Here is a 17,311-nt window from a genome sequence, read left to right as displayed (position 1 = left end):
CACAATCCCAAATCCTTTTAGTGTGCTGCGTCGGCGGCGGCTTTGGCGGTGGCCGCGTCCATTTTTACGCTTCTAAGCAGAAACAGAAGGGGGAACGAGACCACGAAAAACAGCCCCGCCAGGCGGAACGTATCCAGATAGGCCAACAGCAATGATTGTTTCTGCACGGCCAGTTCCAGGGTCCGATAGGCACCCCCCACGGCGTCGAGGGCGTTCATGCCTTTAGCCGTCAGCGTTTGGGTCATGCCGTTGATACGGTCGGTAGCCAGCGGGTTGTCGGGCGTGATGTTCGATACCAGCCCTACCCGGTGGTAGGCCACCCGTTGCGCCACGTAGGTGTTGGTGATGGCCACGCCAAATGCCCCGCCCAGTTGCCGCATCATGTTGGTGAACGAAATGCCCGCCGGTAGTTCCTGCGGCTTCAACCCCGACACCGACGAGTTAATCAGCGGCACGTTGACAAAGGCAAGCCCTACCCCACGAATCAGCAAAGCCTGTATATAGTAGCCGTCGGTAGTGTCGGCCGTGTAGGTCGACATCAGGAAACAGAACGCGGCAAAGAAAACGTAACCAGCCATGACTACATAGCGAGGAGAGACGCCTTTGCTCAGAATTCGTCCTACCAACGGAAAACAGATGGCCGCAATAGCGCCACCGGGAATAAGCAACTGCCCCGTTTTGGTGGCCGTAAACCCAGCCACCCGCTGTACCATCAGCGGGTAGAGTAAGACCGACGTAAACAGCCCATAACCGACAATAAACATCAGTACCGAACCAATGGCGAGGTTCCGGTTCTTCAGTACCCGCAGGTCCAGTACCGGCGATTTGGTGCCGCGCAACTGCCACCAGATAAACAGGGGCAGGGCCAGAATAACCGCCCCGGTAAGGTAACGAATCACCTCATCGTCGAACCAGTCGTCGCTTTCGCCGCGCTCCAGCACATATTGGAGGCTACCCACACTGACGGCCAGGAGCAGAATACCCGTCCAGTCGATGCTGATGGCTTTCCGGTCGATGTCATATTCATCGGCTTTTTTATCGATGAAACTCAGACTCAGAAACGTGGCTGCAATACCCACCGGAATATTGATGTAGAACATCCAGCTCCAGTGGAAATTGTCGATGATGTAGCCACCCAGCGTAGGTCCAAACGTGGGGCCAAGCACAATACCAAGGCCAAACAGCGCCGAGGCAACAGCCCGCTGTTTGGGTGGAAACGCGTCGAACATGAGGCCCTGCGAGGTAGACAGCAATGCCCCACCGCCTACGCCTTGAAGAAACCGAAAGAAGACGAGTGTCCAGAGGTCAGGGGCTACGCCACAACCATACGAGGCCAGCGTAAACAGGATGATCGAGGCGATGTAATAGTTCTTCCGACCAAAATAGCGCTGCAGAAAGCCCGTCATCGGAATCACAATCACGTTGGCGATGCCGTAGGAAGTAACCACCCAGGCGGCATCCTCGATGGTGGCACCCAGGCTACCGGCAATGTCGGTCAGGCCCACGTTCACAATCGAGGTATCGATCAACTCCATGATGGCTGCCGTAACAGCCGTCAGTACGATGATCCACCGCCGAATGCCCACCGGATAGGCTGGTGCGGGTGCTGGAAGGGAGGTTGTCATACGCTATTTCGCTACGCGCACGGCGGCGTCTACGCTGAGGCCTGCACGGAGTTGTTCTTTATACTTTTCTGGGTTCAGAATCTCGATTTTCACCGGAACCCGCTGCGTGATCTTCACAAAGTTGCCCGACGAATTATCGGGGGGGAGCAGGGCAAAACGGGCACCAGTGGCTTCAGACAGCGAAGCAACGCGGCCTTTTACATTGAGGTCGGGGTAGGCATCGAGCTTCACGTCTACTTCCTGACCCACGCGCATTTTTTCCAGTTGGGTTTCCTTGAAATTAGCCACCACCCAAAACGTACTGTCGTTCACGATAGTCATCAGATTCTGCCCTGGCTGTACGTATTGGCCCATAACCACGCTCTTCTTGCCAATTTTGCCCGAAATGGGGGCCGTCAGTCTGGCGTAGCCAAGGCGTAGTTTGGCAGCTTCAACGGCAGCGGCTTTCACTTTCAACATGGCCTGCATTTTCTGGATTGCCGCCTGCGCCTTCTGGATGCCCGCCTGCGCCACGCCCTGCTGGGACCGCGCCAGGCCTACCTGCTCCTGATTGGCCGTATATGTCCGCGCCTGAATGTCGACGGTGCTTTTTGAGTCGTCAAGCTGCTTGCGGGTGAGCGACTGATCGTTAAACAGGTTCTGGTCACGTTGCAAATCGGCCTGGGCTTTGGCCCGACGGGCGGCCTGTACCTCGGCGTTCGATTGCGCCACTTTCAGGTTCTGCACTACCTGTCGTGAGTTGGCCATAGCGTTTGCCAAATCAGCCTGCGCCGTTTTTATATCAGCCAGCGTCGACTGGTAATCAGCTTCGGCCTGTTGCAGGGCTACCGTGTACTCGAGAGGATCGATAGTAAGCAGCGGTTGCCCACGCTTCACCACGGCGTAGTCGTCGACGTTTACCGCCTGCACATACCCCGCCACGCGGGCCAGTACGGGTGCCGACGTGCCTTCAATCTGGGCATTATCGGTCGATTCGAACTGTTGGCCACGACGATAGGCCGTGAAGCCCCAGTAAAGACCAGCCAAAAGAGCAACCAACCCAATTACGCGGGGAAGGTACGTTTTAACAGGAGATGCATTGTCTGTTGCCATAGTTGGTTGTATTGCTTTAGAAAAAAGATCGTTGCCGGAACACGATTCACTACTTGCTCGTTGATGATAGACAAAGGTAAACTGGGTTGACTATAAAAGTCAAGCAAGTTGACTATATTTGCTCCTTTATTTTGAAATGACCTATTTCATGAGATTATAGTGTCGTCTTCCATCATGGCTACAGACAATAAAACCTTCGATTTTGCTTATTTCCGGCAGGTGCGTAGCCGGTCGTTGGGTCGCATAGCCTGGCGATTCAAGCGGTATATGGACGGGTTTATGGAACCTCGCTTACATGAGCGGGGCTTCACTGATTTTAAACTCAGCTACCTGCGATTGGTTACCAATATTGAGGAAAATGGCATCACCAATAATGAGCTGGCCCGTAAGGCCGACGTAACCAAGCAAATGATGAGCAAGGTGGTGAGCTTGCTGGAAGAACAGGGTTACATCTACACCGAGAAGGATATGCAAGATTGCCGGGCCAGCCGAATTTTTCTGAATGAGCGCGGTTTTGAGTTGCTTCATGCCGTGCATGACTGCATGAAAGAAGGCCACGACCATTTTGCGTCTATTATTGGGCAGGAACGTCTTGACGTCCTCATCGACAACCTGAAGGACCTTGTAGACGGGCTGGATGATATTGGCGACTAGCCTCAGGCCCAGACCATACTGATCACGCCCATGAGCATGATAAGCTTACAGAGATTGCTAAGGTAAGCAAAGTCGCGGCGCGTGTCGGCCTGCACCAGCCGATAAACCAGCCAAGCCACCGGGATCAGCAACAGCATGAAAATCCAGCCCAGATTTGGGTTATGGAGTGAATCAGCGATGAGGAAGAGCGTAGTAATGAACGTTGCGATCAGCACGTACAGAAACTGTTTAGTGCGGCGCAATCCCCAAATGATTGGCAGAGTGCGGCAGCCGTAACGGGCGTCGCCCCGCACGTCTTCCATGTCTTTGATCACCTCGCGCACCAGCGTCACCACAAACGCAAAGGCCGCGTAGATTAACAGCAGATCTGTGTTTTGGCGGTAGTAGACAGCCATAACCAACAGCGACAGGGCCGTCAGGAACGATACGGTAAAGTTGCCCACAAACGGCTGCCGTTTCAGGTTGGCCGAATAGAACCAGAGCAGCGATACCGACAGCACGTCGATGGCGAACACCCACCGGCTCAGCAGCAACCCCAGCGCACAGCCCAGTATGTTCAGTGCCTGATGCGCCGTCATGGCCCAGCGCCGTTTCAGATACCGCCCGATAACAACCCGTTCGGGCTTGTTGACAATGTCGATTTTGACGTCGAAATAATCGTTGATGATATAGCCGGCGGCGGCAATGCAAACCGTGCTTAGGGTTAACAAAAGCAGGTTTGACTCTACCAGCAGCCGGGGCCAGTCTTGCCGGGGCCCGATGAGCGCTATCCGTGCCAGATACTGCGTACCCACCACAATCAGCAGGTTCTGCACCCGCACCAGGCGCAGAAATCCTTTGATGTATTCAGACGTGGGTATAGGGCGAGTCATCGGACAAACTTACGACTACCGGCGTTGAAAATGGGTACATAACCCAGTGAGCGGGCGTTGGCTTCGGTAACGCCGGGCGGCAATGTATGCCGGGTGTAACGAACTCCTTCATCGGGATGAATCCAGCATTGTTGTGGGGGGGTGTCGTCAACGGCCGCAAAGCCCAGCTTCCGGTAGCTGTTCCCGTCTGACCAGTCCCGGTCGGCATAAGTCATCATGTCGTCGGCGGGGTGGTTGACCAAGTAGGTTTTCAGTAGTTTATCTACCCCTCCCACTACGGTACAGCCCAGCCGGTTAGCCATGCGGAGCAACTCGGCCGAGCGGCGGGGCGGCTGTTGGCGGGTCATCTGGCGGGGTTGGGCAAACGTAGCCACGGCCAGCAGTACCTCTCCGGCTGGCAGGTCGGCGCGGTAGGTGTCGGGCAATCCAGCCGGGGGCAAAACACGATAGTAGCGTTCGGGCAAAAACAGACCATAGCGTATTTTGCCGGGCAGTGGTACCTGCAAATGATTCGTTTCCAGAAAAGCCGTGGCCGTGGCTTTGTCAATGCGCCGCGCCTGCGTTAGTCGCCCCGGCACCCGCACCGATTGCCCCTGCAGGGCCTGCAACCGGGAAGCCACCACAGCTGGTTTCTGGCCTATTACGTCATCCCAGAGATGAATGAGTCGCTCACCACGTGCGGCGTATTCGTTCGTCAGGTTTTGGCAGAAAAACGTCATGTCTTTTTCTTCAGCCAGCCGCGCATACGTAGCTAGATCAATCTGATGAAGCCAGATCGAAGTACCGGTCAGTAGCGTGATGGGGAAGGGCGACATGATAGAGTGAGCATAAAAAAGCCCCAAACCAGCGCGGCAGGGGCTTTGTGCTACATCACAAGTTGCGTTTAGTGATGATCATCGGCGGTATCAACCGGCTGGTTGTCAAGATTGAACAAATCGTTCAGCACGTCGATCAGCGTTTCGGCCTCGCCACGTTTGCAGGCGGCTTTCAATTGCAGTACGGGTAATTTCAGCACCTTCTGCATAATGCCCCGCGTGATCTTCTCAACCCGCTCCGACTCATCGGGGCTTAAGCTTTTCAGGTGGCGCGCAATCTCTTCCTTCCGAATCTGCTCCAGCGCGTTCTTCAGCTTGTTGATCGTGGGCGACACCATCATCTCTTTCGACCAGTCACCGAATTCGGCAACCGACTGATCGACAAGACTTTCCACCTTCGGAATCGACGCAATACGGCGGTTCAGGGCTTCATCGGCGCGGTTGCGGATGTGGTCAATGTTGTAGACCAGCACACCCGGAATCTGCTCAACGGCGGCATCTACACTACGCGGCACCGACAGGTCAATGAAGTATTTGAAGGTCAGCACCTGCATGTTGCCAAGCAGGGCGGGGGTGAAAAGCGGTTCGCTACGTTGCACCGCCGAAATAACGACGTCGGCATGGCCAATTTCGGTGCTTAGCTGATCGAAATCGGCAAAGCGCACGTGCAGTTCACGGGCCAGATCTTCAGCCTTAGACAGCGTACGGTTGCAAAGCGTGATGTTCTTGATGCCCCGGTTTACCAGGTTACGGCAAACGTCGGCCCCGATTTCGCCCAGGCCTACTACCAGCACGCTTGGGTTGGTGCGCTCACCCACCAGCTCGTCGATCAGGTCAACGGCGGCGTAAGAGACCGAGGCGGCTCCGTCGCGAAAAGATGTCTCCTGAGCAACGCGCTTGTTGGTGAAAAAGATAGTGTGCATCAGGCGGTGCAGAAACGGCCCGGCCAGGTCCAGATCAGCCGACCACTGGTAGGCATGCTTCACCTGATTCGGAATCTGCATATCGCCAATCACCTGCGAATGAAGCCCCACACATACGGCAAACAAGTGGCGGACGGCCTCATCATGGCTTGCCATTTGCTGAAAATAGGGGAGATAAGCGTCGGTATCGGTTAGTCCTTTTTCAATCAGCAACAGTTTGATAACTGTGTCGTTATGATCTTCCGGGGCTGTGTAGTATACTTCGGTGCGGTTGCAGGTAGAAACTACCAGCAACTCAGCCAGGCCGAGTATATCGCGTAAACGAAGCATCAGCCGTTTGGCTTCATCTTCGTTGAGTGCAATTCGCTCACGAACAGCCAGCGGGGCTGTTTTGTGCGACAGACTTATCGATTTAAAAACGTCGAACATAGCTAATACGCTCAGTCAACTGCCAAACGTGAAAACAAAATTACGCCACAAACGGGGTAGAGTAAACTAGCTTGGATGAATGGATTCTATTTAGAACGAGTATAAATAACTGTTCGTTTCTTCGATAAATCCAACTAACTTCCCTGCTTAAAAAACACCCTAAGGTACGTTCGGGTTCGTCAGTTCGTTAGGAAAGAGAGTAAACGTAGATGCTGTTGATTAAACGTTGATGGCTCAGGTCATTAGGCGATGTTTTCCATGTTTATGCTGAAGTCATTCGATATTTACAATCAAAATAACGTTCTCAAAATCATCGTTGCCATCAACCTGCTGTTGGTGGGAACGGGATCATTGCTGTTTACCAACCGGATTATCAATAAGCTCGAAGCGCGGGAAGAGCAATACATGCAATTATATGCCAAGGCCTTGGCATATGCTATACAAACGGCTGGCACTAAAGAGAATATAAACTTTATTATTGCCGATATCATCCAGGCGAATCAGAACAATGCTATTCCGGCTATCTACGTCAATGAACACCTGGAGCCTGTTCAAAGCCGCAGCCTGGATTTGCCCAAAGGGCTTTCTGATACAGACCCACGCACGTTTCTCGATAAGGACGTCCGCGTATTCCTTTTGGCACAACGCGACAAGATGCGCCAGAATCATAACCCTATCCCGGTCGATTTAAAAGACGGTAATTTCGGGTTAATCTATTACGACAACTCGCTGCTGTTGAAGCAGTTAAATTATTTTCCTTTTGCCCTGCTTGCTATTCTTACGGCGTTGGGCGTACTGGCATACCTGTCGTTTAGCTCATCGCGGCGGGCCGAACAAAACCGGGTCTGGGTGGGGCTTGCCAAAGAAACAGCCCACCAACTGGGCACTCCACTGTCGTCACTGATGGCCTGGGTCGATTATATGCGTACCGACCCCGATCATTATGAGCCTGAAGTAACGGATGAGATTGAAAAAGATGTAAATCGCCTGGAGACCATCACGGCCCGCTTCTCCAGCATTGGTTCAGTGCCCACGCTTAAAGATGAGAACCTCGACGAGGTGGTGACGCACTTCACGGATTATCTGGCCCGCCGTATCTCGACCAAGGTGAAGATGACCGTAGAAAGCAACCTGCCCGCTACACTGATGGTGCGTATAAACCGGTTGCTGTTTGAGTGGGTGATTGAAAATATCTGCAAAAACGCCGTCGACGCTATGGCCGGCGTAGGTGAGCTACGGATACGGCTGCTGCCCCTACCGCACGACGAAGTGGGCATCGACATTACCGACACGGGTAAGGGTATGAGCAAGGCGAGTATGACAAAAGTGTTTGCGCCGGGCTACAGCACCAAAAAGCGGGGATGGGGGCTTGGCCTTACGCTGGCCAAACGCATCGTAGAGGATTACCATAACGGGCGGCTGTTCGTGAAAACGTCGGAAATAGGTAAGGGCACCACGTTCCGTATTGTGCTCCACCGCGAACCCGGCCCACTCCCCGAACTGGAAGAACCCCGCCGCAAACGCCCATCGCTATTGAAACTGCGAGGGCCGAAAGTGAAGTGATTTACGATGTACGATTGACGAATTACGATTTGTTGCTGACGCCGCCTTAGTTTGCTTTGGCGTCAGCAACAAATCGTAATTCGTCAATCGTACATCGTAAATCACTTCAACGCCCGTTGACCGGCACCGAAAGCGTATCGGTTTCGATGACGTTGCTGGCATGCAGCGCACGGTCACGGATACGAATCTGGAATTTCACCGGTATCATTTTGAAATTGCGCTGATAAGGAAATATCTGGCTGAAGTCAAGAACCCCTTCAATTGAGCCTTTCTGCCCTTCGCGGGTGAGTCGCGGGAAATACAATTTTGACAGGACAGCAAGAGGCAATTCTTCATACTTGTTGGGGCCTGTGTACTGAAACGTTTTAATCTCGTAGTTGCCCCAGGTCTCTTTACCAAACACTACCCGTTGCCGGGCGGTATCCTGCGTGTTCTCGCCCAGATCACCCGTGCCGTCCTGGAAATTGATTGTGACAATAACGGAGTCCCGCCGGGGACGGCCCACGCCTGTGCCCGCTTCGAGGGTTTGCTTTGAAACCGACAGGAACCGAATCTCCGGCGTGTCGCTGTAATTGGGTTCCACAAAACAGGCGGTAATCGCCGTACCCAGTACTACCAGCAGTACCAATCCCTGAATTAGTTGTTTACGCATCCTGTTAGTGAATCAATATCGCTTCTTCTGACCCAAATTTACTGTGCTTTTGCCCCTATCCAACCGGCGTTCCGAGCTTCGACAGCGCGTGCTAACCGTTACTGACGCCACGTTTATCGGGTTGGCGTTAGACCTGTTCCGGTATCAGGCCCAACATAACGCTACTTACGCTGAATACCTGCATTTTCTGCGCCGGGACCCCGAATCGGTACACTCACTGGAGCAGATTCCGTTTATGCCGATTCGGTTTTTTAAATCGCATCAGCTACTGATTCCAGAAGCCACACCCAGTTTGGTACCTACGGTTTTCGCCAGTAGCGGCACCACCGGCCCCGCCACCAGTCGCCATTTCGTGACCGATCTGGCCCTTTACGATGCCGTATGTACCCGTACGTTCGAGGCAGTTTACGGGCCGCTGAGTGGGTACCATGTGCTGGGATTGCTGCCGTCGTATCTTGAACGAAATAACTCGTCGCTGGTGTATATGGTTCAGCGATTTATGGAACAGTCCGGCTCGGCTTTGTCCGGGTTCTACCTGGCTGATTTCGACGCTCTTACCAGCCACCTGCGTCAGCTCACCGAGCAACCCGACGGGCGGAATATCCTGCTCATTGGCGTCACGTTTGGCCTGCTCGACTGGGTAGAACAAACCCCCGATCTGGCCTTTCTGGCCCACAACAAGCAGCTTGTGGTGATGGAAACAGGAGGCATGAAAGGCCGTCGCCGCGAAATGCTCCGCGATGAGGTTCACGCTGAACTAACGCAGCACCTGCACCGCCCGGCCATCCACTCCGAATATGGCATGACCGAACTGCTCTCGCAGGCCTACTCCACGGGCGAGGGCATCTTCGCGCCAAGTGCCACCCTCCGCGTACTCCTTCGCGACCTGAACGACCCTTTCCATATCTACCCGCCCACCGGAACCCCCGCCCGCCAAACGGGTGGCGTGAATGTGATTGACCTGGCCAATCTGGATTCGTGCGCGTTCATTGAAACGCAGGATTTAGGCCAGTATGTAGGTACAGAAGGCCACTTTCGCATCATTGGCCGGTTTGATAATTCCGACGTGCGGGGGTGCAATCTGCTAATACTTTAAGTAGAGAACTGGACGGAAAGCAAGCTTATTTATGAATTGTCTTTTAATTCTATAGGATAATAGATTTTATACGGGATAAGGCAAACAGTTGTTACCGGAAGCAGTTGTTGAGTTGGTACAAACACGATCAACAACATTATGAAAAAAGTACTGGTGAGCCTCAGCCTCATGGCTACGCTGTTAACAATGGGTACGGTTCAGGCCCAGAGCCGCATGGATAACAACATGGTTGGCAAAATGACTAAAGTCGATTTTGAGCGCAAGAATAAAGAAGGTGCTGCCACGGTGTCGGCCATTATGCCTGACAGCAAGAAGCTGTCGGCGGCAGATGCGGCCATGATGAAAGAAGTGGCCATGGGCGGCATGATGCAGCTGGAAACAAGTAAGGTGGCGGTGCAGAAATCAACTGACCCGGCGGTACGGGAGTTTGCCCAGGGCGAAGTAGATGAGCAAATGGGCCTGTCTGACAAGCTGAAAGCTATTGCGTCGGCTAAGGGCATCACGCTCCCCGCCACACCGGATGCTGAAACGCAGCAGATGGTAGCGAAAATGCAGGGCATGTCGGGTGCTGAACTCGACCGGCACTACGTCAAAGAACATGGTGTAAAAGGCCACGAAAAGCTCGATAAAGTGATGTCGAAGGTGAAGATGAAAGGTACCGACGATAACCTGACGGCCGTAGCCAAGGCAGCACACCCACTGGTGAAAACCCACCTCAAGGTAGCCCGCGAAATGGAAGCCAAGATGAAGGTACAGTAGTGAGTTTAATGTCCAAGAACTAATGTTCAAGGTTGCCTCGCTTTTTAGATTACTATAGGCGGAGCAACCTTGGACATTGATTGTCAGGCTGTTCACCCAGTTCCATCGGCATACCTGCTACGCGATTGTCAGGACGTAGTAACAACCCTAGATCAGCAGGGTCAGCATCCTGTTAAGTTTACTGCCAATGTGCTATTGCCTCCTGGGCTAAGTGTTGCATGTAGTTTCGCAACGCATCTGGTGATTCGATTTGTACGGTCTGGCCATACATGAGCAGCCACCGGCAAAACCCCTCGGTAGACTGCGTCAGGAAGTGCATATATACCCTATCGTTCCGGGTTTCTTCTTTAATGAAACCAAAGCCATACCGTTCTCTTCGGGCGTAGCGGGCCATTTTCGGGTCCAGGCTGATGCACACTTCGGTCAGTTTGGCGGTGTTGCGCAACCGTTCCAGATAGGTGGCCAACGACAGGCGGTTGTGGGTCTGAAACGTACTGCCTGCGTAGGCAAGATCCTGAATGCGATCGGTACGAAAGTCGCGGTAGTCATGCCGAAGCTGGCAATAGGCAATCAGGTGCCAACTGCCGCCATAATGCACCAGCCCGATGGGGTCTACCTCGCGCTTAGTCTCAGCATCGGAATCCGGGACCTGATAGGTTAGCTGAAGCCTTTTCCGCCCTACAATGGCTGCCTGTAACGTATTGAGCAACTGATCGGTAGGTGCTGTGTCGGCAGCCGGGCGGATAACGGTAAGCTGACTGTCGAGTTCGTCGAGGTGTTCTTTCTCTGACCCTTTCAATACTGATTTTATCTTGTACAGGGCCGAGTCGAACCCCGTCTGTACCGAGGCGTCGGCATATTGTGCCACCAGTTTAGCCCCAAAAACCAGGGCGCTGGCTTCGGCGTTGGTGAACATGACCGGGGGCAGGTGGTAGTTTTCCAGAAAATAGCCCACGCCTGCCTCAGCCCCGATGGGCACGCCCGCTTCTTCCAGCGACCGCACGTCGCGATAAACTGTGCGGAGGCTGATACCAAAACGGTCGGCAAGCTCCTGTGCCCGCACCACGCGCTTCGTTTGTAGGTGTATCAGGATAGCAGTTAGGCGGTCCAGACGATTCATATAGGCTCAAAAATATTAGATCATAGTTGTTTCCTGCGCCGTAAAGGCCGTATTTTCGGCGTTGAGGTCAGTTTGCTTAATGACATAACACGACCCGACTACCCAAGAACGTCCCATTAGTCGATCCAGTTATACCGCTTAATTATGGCCAAACTCATCATCATTGATGACGAAAAGAGCATCCGGGCTGCCCTGCGCGACATTTTAGAATACGAAGGTTACGAAGTCGACGAGGCGAAAGACGGCGAAGAGGGATTGGATATGCTCATGAAGACTCGTTATGACGTGGCTTTATGTGATATCAAAATGCCCAAGATGGATGGCTTAGAGATGCTGAAAAAGGTTAGCGAAGCTGAACGAGGCACTCAGGTTATCATGATTTCGGCTTTCGGCAACGTCGAAAATGCCGTGGAGGCCACCAAGCACGGTGCCTTTGATTTCATCACCAAACCACCCGATCTGAACCGTTTACTGATCACCGTTCGCAACGCCATCGAGCGCTCGAAGCTGGTGCAGGAAACGAAGTCGCTGAAGCGGCGCATCTACAAAATCAACGAAATCGTTGGCGAATCGGACCCTATCCGCAAAGTAAAGGAGACCATCAACCGGGTGGCTGCTACCGAGGCGCGGGTGCTGGTAACGGGGCCAAACGGGTCGGGTAAGGAGATGGTAGCCAAGGGCATCCACGAAAAAGGCAACCGGTCTGGTATGTCGTTGGTAGAGGTTAACTGCGCGGCTATTCCAGGCGAACTCATTGAAAGTGAGTTGTTTGGTCACGAAAAGGGAGCCTTCACCGGTGCTGCCACCCGCCGCATCGGCAAGTTTGAGCAGGCCGACGGAGGAACGCTGTTTCTGGACGAGATTGGCGACATGAGCCTGTCGGCACAGGCCAAAGTGCTGCGGGCGTTGCAGGAAAGCAAGATCACCCGGGTGGGGGGCGACAAAGAGATTAAGGTCAACGTGCGGGTTATTGCGGCAACGAACAAAGACCTGCGCCGCGAAATTGCCGACGGTAATTTCCGCGAAGACTTATTCCACCGCCTCAGCGTCATTGTGATCCACGTACCCGCCCTGTCTGACCGGCAGGAGGACATCCCATTGCTGGCCGAAAAATTCCTTCACGACATCAGTGGTGAGTATAATGCTCCCGCCAAGGCCATTGAACCCGATGCGATGAATTACCTGAAAACGATGCCCTGGACGGGTAATGTCCGTGAGCTTCGCAACGTAATCGAACGCCTCGTGATCATGTGCGGCGACGTCATCACGCTCGACGATGTGAAGATGTACGCGTAGGTGAGTTCTAGGTTTAACGTTTAATGTCTAAAGTTGTACTGCCAGATGCAATCTTCATGTTCCGGCAGCGCAACTTTAGACATTAAACGTTAAACCTAGAACTCATTTTGAAATCTGTCCTCTGCCGCCAGTTTGGCCCACCCGAAACGCTTGTTGTTGATGACATTGCCTGGCCCACGGCAGCACCGGGCAAGGTGGTCATCGACGTGAAAGCCTGTGGAGTCAACTTTCCCGATACGCTCATCATCGAGGGGAAATATCAATTCAAGCCTGACTTCCCGTTTGCACCGGGTGGTGAGGTTGCGGGCCTTGTGCGTGAAGTAGGGGAGGGCGTAGCTCATCTCAAACCTGGCGATAAGGTGTTTGCGCTAACTGGTTGGGGCGGTTTTGCCGAGAGCGTGCTGGCCGATGCCTACAAGACCTTCCCCATGCCGGAGGGCATGGATTATAACACGGCGGCGGCGCTGATGTACACCTACGGCACGTCGTACCACGCCCTGAAACAGCGGGCCAGCCTGCAACCCGGCGAAACACTGCTGGTGTTGGGTGCCGCGGGTGGCGTGGGCTTGGCTGCCGTAACACTGGGTAAGCTGATGGGTGCCCGCGTAATTGCCGCCGCCAGCACCGACGAAAAACTGGCCCTCTGCCGAGAATGCGGTGCCGACGAAACCATCAACTATAACGGGCAGTCTCTTCGCGACGGGTTACAGGCACTAGTGGGTAAAAAAGGCGTCGATGTAGTGTATGATCCCGTGGGTGGCGATTTAGCCGAGCCTGCCCTACGCAGCATGGCCTGGGGGGGGCGGTATCTGGTGGTTGGTTTTGCCGCGGGGCCAATTCCAGCCTTGCCCTTTAATTTGCCTCTGTTGAAAGGCTGCTCGATAGTGGGTGTATTCTGGGGCGCTTTCGCTGAGAAACAGCCCAACGACAGCGCAAATAACATTCGCGAACTGCTTCATTTCTGGCAGCAGGGTAAACTCGTTCCACACATCCACGCCACTTATCCCCTCGAACAGGCCGCCGACGCGCTCAACGATATGCTGGGCCGCAAAGTCATGGGTAAGGTGCTGGTTGTAGTATAAAACGAACCAAAGTATAGTAGGTAAGGCACCCTAAAGGGCTTGTCGTAGTTGACTTATTGATCAAGTTTTGTCAACAACCTCATCCTATTCGCAATGCCTCACTTTGTTCGTTCGCTTGTTCCTTCTGCCATCATTGGCCTTCTACTGTTGGTGTTGATCAGCTGGCATAGCCGTGATCCAGAAAAAGTGCTTGTTTTCGCCCAGAACACCGACAATCAACCGGTGGCATCTGCCGCGGCGAGGGTGTTGAAGGGGTTGGCTGAGAAAGCAGGGGTTGACGTTGATACCACAACCAACGGCGCATATCTCTCCGAAGATTCGCTAAAACGGTACAAAGCTATTGTGCTGCTGAATACCTCACAAGATGTGTTAAACACGGCACAACAAATTGACATTGAGCGGTTTGTGCAGTCGGGGGGAGGGTTGGCTCTGGTGTATGGAGGCGGGTTTACCACGTATCAGTGGGGCTGGTACCACGATATGCTGGGTCAACAGGCAGCTTCGGCGGCCACAGCCCCCACCTCGTTTAGCCGGACGTACGACGGTGGCCGTATATTCGGTATGAACACCGCGGCGAGTGCTGGCCTCGACAATGAGGCGGTAGCTAAATCGGTGCTGGAGGGGCTGGCTTTCGTGAAAAGTGGCCCCGCGCTTAACTACCGCAACGCCCGCTCGGTTCGGATGCCCGAAGAGAACCGGTTCACGTCGACTGTGCTGGAATCCTACATGGACGAGCCGATTGAGATGGAAATCATGGCCGACAACCGGGTGCTGTTTGTAGAACGGAAGGGCGCCATTAAACTGTACGACCCGGTAGCCAAGGCCACTAAGACAATCAACAAGCTGCCTGTACACATCACGGGCAACTACGAAGACGGCCTGCTGGGCATGGAGCTAGACCCGAAATTTGAGCAGAATCACTTCGTCTATCTGTACTATTCGCCCGTTGGCAGCAAGCCCGTGCAGAACCTTTCGCGGTTTTTGTTTACCGGCGACAGTCTGCAACTGAGTTCAGAAAAAGTGGTCATGCAGGTGCCTGTGCAGCGCGAAACATGCTGCCATTCAGCAGGCAACGTGTATTTTGGGCCAGACGGGAACCTCTACCTGTCTACCGGCGACAACACCAGTTCCAAAGAATCGGATGGGTTTTCGCCTCTGGATGAGCGCCCTGGCCGTGCGCCGTTCGACTCGCAAAAATCATCGGGTAACACGCACGATATGCGGGGTAAAATCCTGCGTATTCACGTCGAGGCTGATGGCTCATATACAATTCCCGACGGTAATCTCTTTCCTAAGGATGGGTCGCAGGGCAAGCCTGAAATTTATGTGATGGGTGCCCGGAACCCATACCGTATCTGGGTTGATAAGCGCGGATTTTTGTATTGGGGCGACGTTGGGCCAGATGGTGGGGTATCGACCGAGCGTGGTCCCAAAAGCCAGGATGAGTGGAATCAGGCCCGGAAACCGGGTAACTATGGTTGGCCATACTTTGTCGGAAACAACAAGCCTTACGCCCATTTCGACTTCGCCACCAATAAGGTTGGTCCACTGTTTGTACCTGAACGCCCCGTCAACGAATCGCCTAACAACACGGGATCGAAAATCCTGCCTCCGGCACAAAATGCCATGATCTGGTACCCCTACGACAAGTCGGCGGAGTTTCCGATGCTGGGCACCGGGTCGCGGTCGGCCATGGCTGGACCGTTCTATTACGCTGCTGATTACAGGAAATCGGGCGTGAAGTTTCCGGATTATTATAATGGCCGCATGTTTATCTACGAATGGGCGCGCAGCTGGATTAAGGTGCTGACGTTCTCGGATGCGGGCGACCTGCGGCAGATTGAGTCGTTTTTGCCCACATCGTTTATCTCCAAACCCATCGACATGAAGTTTGGCCGCGACGGGGCCATGTATGTGCTGGCTTATGGAGCCAACTACTTTGCCCGGAATCCCGATTCGCAGTTGATCCGCATCGAATACACCGAAGGCAACCGGCGACCCATTGCCAAAGTGACCGCTTCGAAAACGGTGGGTGCTGCCCCGCTCACCGCTATGCTTTCAGCAAAAGAGTCATTTGATTATGATCGGGGCGACCAGATTACGTACAGTTGGACGTCGGGCAATGGTCAAACATCAGCCGCAGTGGCCCCGACGTTTACATACACCAAACCCGGCGTCTATCATCCCAAATTAACCGTTACAGACGCCGCCGGGCAGCAGGCCACGACCGAACTGACCATTAAAGTGGGTAATGAAATGCCAAAGGTGAACGTAGTATTGAAAGGAAACCGAAGCTTCTATTTCGACAACACGCCCCTGAATTATGCCGTCACGGTGCAGGATAAGGAAGATGGTACACTGGCCAAAGGCATCCGTCCGGCGCAAGTTCGGTTTGCCATCGATTACCTGCCTGAGGGGAAGGATCTTGCTTTGCTGGCTTCAAATAGCCAAAACGCGGGTGATGTATCGACCAAAAATCTGGCGGGGAAAGCCCTGTTCACCAATAGTGATTGCAAAGCCTGCCACGCCATGAATGTGCAGTCGGTAGGACCAACGCTGATGGCCGTGTCGAAACGCTACAAAGCTGCCGATGACGCCACCGTTGCCATGCTGGCTAAGAAAGTAGTGACGGGAGGTAACGGCAACTGGGGCCAGAACGTGATGTCGGCACACCCACAACATACCGAACAGGAAACCGCCGAAATGGTCCGGTACATCCTGTCGCTCAGCGCTGATGCGCCCAAAAGCCTGCCTTTACAAGGGTCGTATGCCCTCACCCAACACCCCGCCGACAAGACAACAGGCAGCTATGTGCTCACCGCCAGCTACACCGACAGGGGCAATCCTGTTACAGGACAACTTACTGGCCGTCAGCTGATTGTATTGCGCAACGCACGTGTCGAGGCAGAGGCCTATGACCGTTCGGGGGGGGCAGACCGGAAGCATCAGGACGGTAGCAGCCAAAGTTGGGTGGGTGATTTGAAAGACGGGTCATTCATCGCTTTCAATGGTATTGACCTCAGCGGCATTGGTGGTCTGGACCTCAGTGTGGCTACGGTTGCCTCGCGTGGCGGGCAGGTCGAGATTCGGACGGGTTCACCAACGGGACCGTTGCTTGGTACGGCCACGGTAGCGGCCCTGACCACGTCGGCCAGTGGATCACGTGGAAGTCTCCCCTGGCAGACTGTCACGGCGGCCATTACCCCCACCAGCGGTCAGCGCGATTTATACCTCGTTTTCCGAAACGATCAGGTCAAAGCCAAAAACCTGCTGACCATCGACTGGATACAGTTTAAAAAAGGTTGAGTGCAGCGTATCATTGTCTTCTTAAAA

At 53.8% G+C, this 17,311-nt stretch carries 14 protein-coding genes; 7 read left to right on the top strand and 7 right to left on the bottom strand.

Going from position 1 to position 17,311, the window contains the following annotated elements; genetic code table 11:
- Positions 1-17: 17 nt before the first annotated feature.
- Together J2I47_RS12775 and J2I47_RS12770 are read right to left on the bottom strand one after the other, a co-directional pair.
- Positions 18-1,625: a DHA2 family efflux MFS transporter permease subunit gene (locus J2I47_RS12775; RefSeq protein WP_207364981.1), complete on the bottom strand. Its 1,608-nt coding sequence runs from the start codon at positions 1,623-1,625 to the stop codon at positions 18-20.
- A gap of 3 nt (positions 1,626-1,628) precedes the next feature.
- Complete coding sequence (locus tag J2I47_RS12770; RefSeq protein ID WP_207364980.1) at positions 1,629-2,717, bottom strand: HlyD family secretion protein; 1,089 nt, start codon at positions 2,715-2,717, stop codon at positions 1,629-1,631.
- 174 nt (positions 2,718-2,891) lie between these two features.
- Here J2I47_RS12770 and J2I47_RS12765 point away from each other — a divergent pair, with 174 nt between their 5' ends.
- A complete protein-coding gene (locus J2I47_RS12765; RefSeq protein ID WP_207364979.1) occupies positions 2,892-3,371 on the top strand; it encodes a MarR family winged helix-turn-helix transcriptional regulator in 480 nt (159 codons plus the stop codon).
- A 2-nt stretch (positions 3,372-3,373) separates the two neighbouring features.
- On the opposite strand, the gene J2I47_RS12760 is transcribed toward J2I47_RS12765, so the two are convergent.
- The 3 genes from J2I47_RS12760 to hemA form a co-directional block, all read right to left on the bottom strand.
- Complete coding sequence (locus tag J2I47_RS12760; RefSeq protein WP_207364978.1) at positions 3,374-4,243, bottom strand: geranylgeranylglycerol-phosphate geranylgeranyltransferase; 870 nt, start codon at positions 4,241-4,243, stop codon at positions 3,374-3,376.
- Positions 4,240-5,058, bottom strand: a complete 819-nt coding sequence (locus J2I47_RS12755; RefSeq protein ID WP_207364977.1) for a hypothetical protein — start codon at positions 5,056-5,058, stop codon at positions 4,240-4,242. The genes J2I47_RS12760 and J2I47_RS12755 overlap by 4 nt, the downstream gene beginning before the upstream one ends.
- A 68-nt stretch (positions 5,059-5,126) precedes the next feature.
- On the bottom strand, positions 5,127-6,410 hold the full coding sequence (gene hemA, locus J2I47_RS12750; protein ID WP_207364976.1) for a glutamyl-tRNA reductase: 1,284 nt from the start codon (positions 6,408-6,410) through the stop codon (positions 5,127-5,129).
- Between the two features lie 264 nt (positions 6,411-6,674).
- On the opposite strand from hemA, the gene J2I47_RS12745 reads away from it, so the two are divergent.
- Positions 6,675-7,973, top strand: a complete 1,299-nt coding sequence (locus J2I47_RS12745) for a sensor histidine kinase (RefSeq protein ID WP_207364975.1) — start codon at positions 6,675-6,677, stop codon at positions 7,971-7,973.
- Between the two features lie 106 nt (positions 7,974-8,079).
- Here the strand turns inward: J2I47_RS12745 and J2I47_RS12740 are convergent, their stop codons facing one another.
- Entirely contained in the window at positions 8,080-8,625 is a 546-nt protein-coding gene (locus J2I47_RS12740; RefSeq protein WP_207364974.1) for a hypothetical protein, read from the bottom strand.
- Positions 8,626-8,668: 43 nt separating this feature from the next.
- Here J2I47_RS12740 and J2I47_RS12735 point away from each other — a divergent pair, with 43 nt between their 5' ends.
- Together J2I47_RS12735 and J2I47_RS12730 are read left to right on the top strand one after the other, a co-directional pair.
- On the top strand, positions 8,669-9,721 hold the full coding sequence (locus tag J2I47_RS12735) for a long-chain-fatty-acid--protein ligase (RefSeq protein ID WP_207364973.1): 1,053 nt from the start codon (positions 8,669-8,671) through the stop codon (positions 9,719-9,721).
- Positions 9,722-9,859: 138 nt separating this feature from the next.
- Positions 9,860-10,480: a DUF4142 domain-containing protein gene (locus J2I47_RS12730; RefSeq protein WP_229374573.1), complete on the top strand. Its 621-nt coding sequence runs from the start codon at positions 9,860-9,862 to the stop codon at positions 10,478-10,480.
- Between the two features lie 178 nt (positions 10,481-10,658).
- Here the strand turns inward: J2I47_RS12730 and J2I47_RS12725 are convergent, their stop codons facing one another.
- A complete protein-coding gene (locus tag J2I47_RS12725; RefSeq protein ID WP_207364972.1) occupies positions 10,659-11,600 on the bottom strand; it encodes a helix-turn-helix transcriptional regulator in 942 nt (313 codons plus the stop codon).
- A gap of 144 nt (positions 11,601-11,744) precedes the next feature.
- On the opposite strand from J2I47_RS12725, the gene J2I47_RS12720 reads away from it, so the two are divergent.
- The 3 genes from J2I47_RS12720 (at position 11,745) to J2I47_RS12710 (ending at position 17,284) form a co-directional block, all read left to right on the top strand.
- Positions 11,745-12,896, top strand: a complete 1,152-nt coding sequence (locus tag J2I47_RS12720) for a sigma-54-dependent transcriptional regulator (RefSeq protein WP_207364971.1) — start codon at positions 11,745-11,747, stop codon at positions 12,894-12,896.
- Positions 12,897-13,003: 107 nt separating this feature from the next.
- Complete coding sequence (locus J2I47_RS12715; RefSeq protein ID WP_207364970.1) at positions 13,004-13,978, top strand: NADPH:quinone oxidoreductase family protein; 975 nt, start codon at positions 13,004-13,006, stop codon at positions 13,976-13,978.
- Between the two features lie 93 nt (positions 13,979-14,071).
- Positions 14,072-17,284, top strand: a complete 3,213-nt coding sequence (locus J2I47_RS12710) for a PQQ-dependent sugar dehydrogenase (RefSeq protein WP_207364969.1) — start codon at positions 14,072-14,074, stop codon at positions 17,282-17,284.
- The last annotated feature ends 27 nt before the right edge of the window (positions 17,285-17,311 follow it).

It is taken from the genome of Fibrella rubiginis (genome assembly GCF_017353185.1).
GTDB classification, from domain to species: domain Bacteria; phylum Bacteroidota; class Bacteroidia; order Cytophagales; family Spirosomataceae; genus Fibrella; species Fibrella rubiginis.
The sequence above is the reverse complement of the archived record's forward strand: the minus strand, read 5'-3'. Positions and strand labels throughout refer to the sequence as shown.

Bases quoted from the DNA above. Each gene is read 5' to 3' on its own strand.
- J2I47_RS12775 (WP_207364981.1), bottom strand. From the start codon at position 1,625: ATGACAACCTCCCTTCCAGCACCCGCACCAGCCTATCCGGTGGGCATT.
- J2I47_RS12770 (WP_207364980.1), bottom strand. From the start codon at position 2,717: ATGGCAACAGACAATGCATCTCCTGTTAAAACGTACCTTCCCCGCGTA.
- J2I47_RS12765 (WP_207364979.1), top strand. From the start codon at position 2,892: ATGGCTACAGACAATAAAACCTTCGATTTTGCTTATTTCCGGCAGGTG.
- J2I47_RS12760 (WP_207364978.1), bottom strand. From the start codon at position 4,243: ATGACTCGCCCTATACCCACGTCTGAATACATCAAAGGATTTCTGCGC.
- J2I47_RS12755 (WP_207364977.1), bottom strand. From the start codon at position 5,058: ATGTCGCCCTTCCCCATCACGCTACTGACCGGTACTTCGATCTGGCTT.
- hemA (WP_207364976.1), bottom strand. From the start codon at position 6,410: ATGTTCGACGTTTTTAAATCGATAAGTCTGTCGCACAAAACAGCCCCG.
- J2I47_RS12745 (WP_207364975.1), top strand. From the start codon at position 6,675: ATGCTGAAGTCATTCGATATTTACAATCAAAATAACGTTCTCAAAATC.
- J2I47_RS12740 (WP_207364974.1), bottom strand. From the start codon at position 8,625: ATGCGTAAACAACTAATTCAGGGATTGGTACTGCTGGTAGTACTGGGT.
- J2I47_RS12730 (WP_229374573.1), top strand. From the start codon at position 9,860: ATGAAAAAAGTACTGGTGAGCCTCAGCCTCATGGCTACGCTGTTAACA.
- J2I47_RS12725 (WP_207364972.1), bottom strand. From the start codon at position 11,600: ATGAATCGTCTGGACCGCCTAACTGCTATCCTGATACACCTACAAACG.
- J2I47_RS12720 (WP_207364971.1), top strand. From the start codon at position 11,745: ATGGCCAAACTCATCATCATTGATGACGAAAAGAGCATCCGGGCTGCC.
- J2I47_RS12710 (WP_207364969.1), top strand. From the start codon at position 14,072: ATGCCTCACTTTGTTCGTTCGCTTGTTCCTTCTGCCATCATTGGCCTT.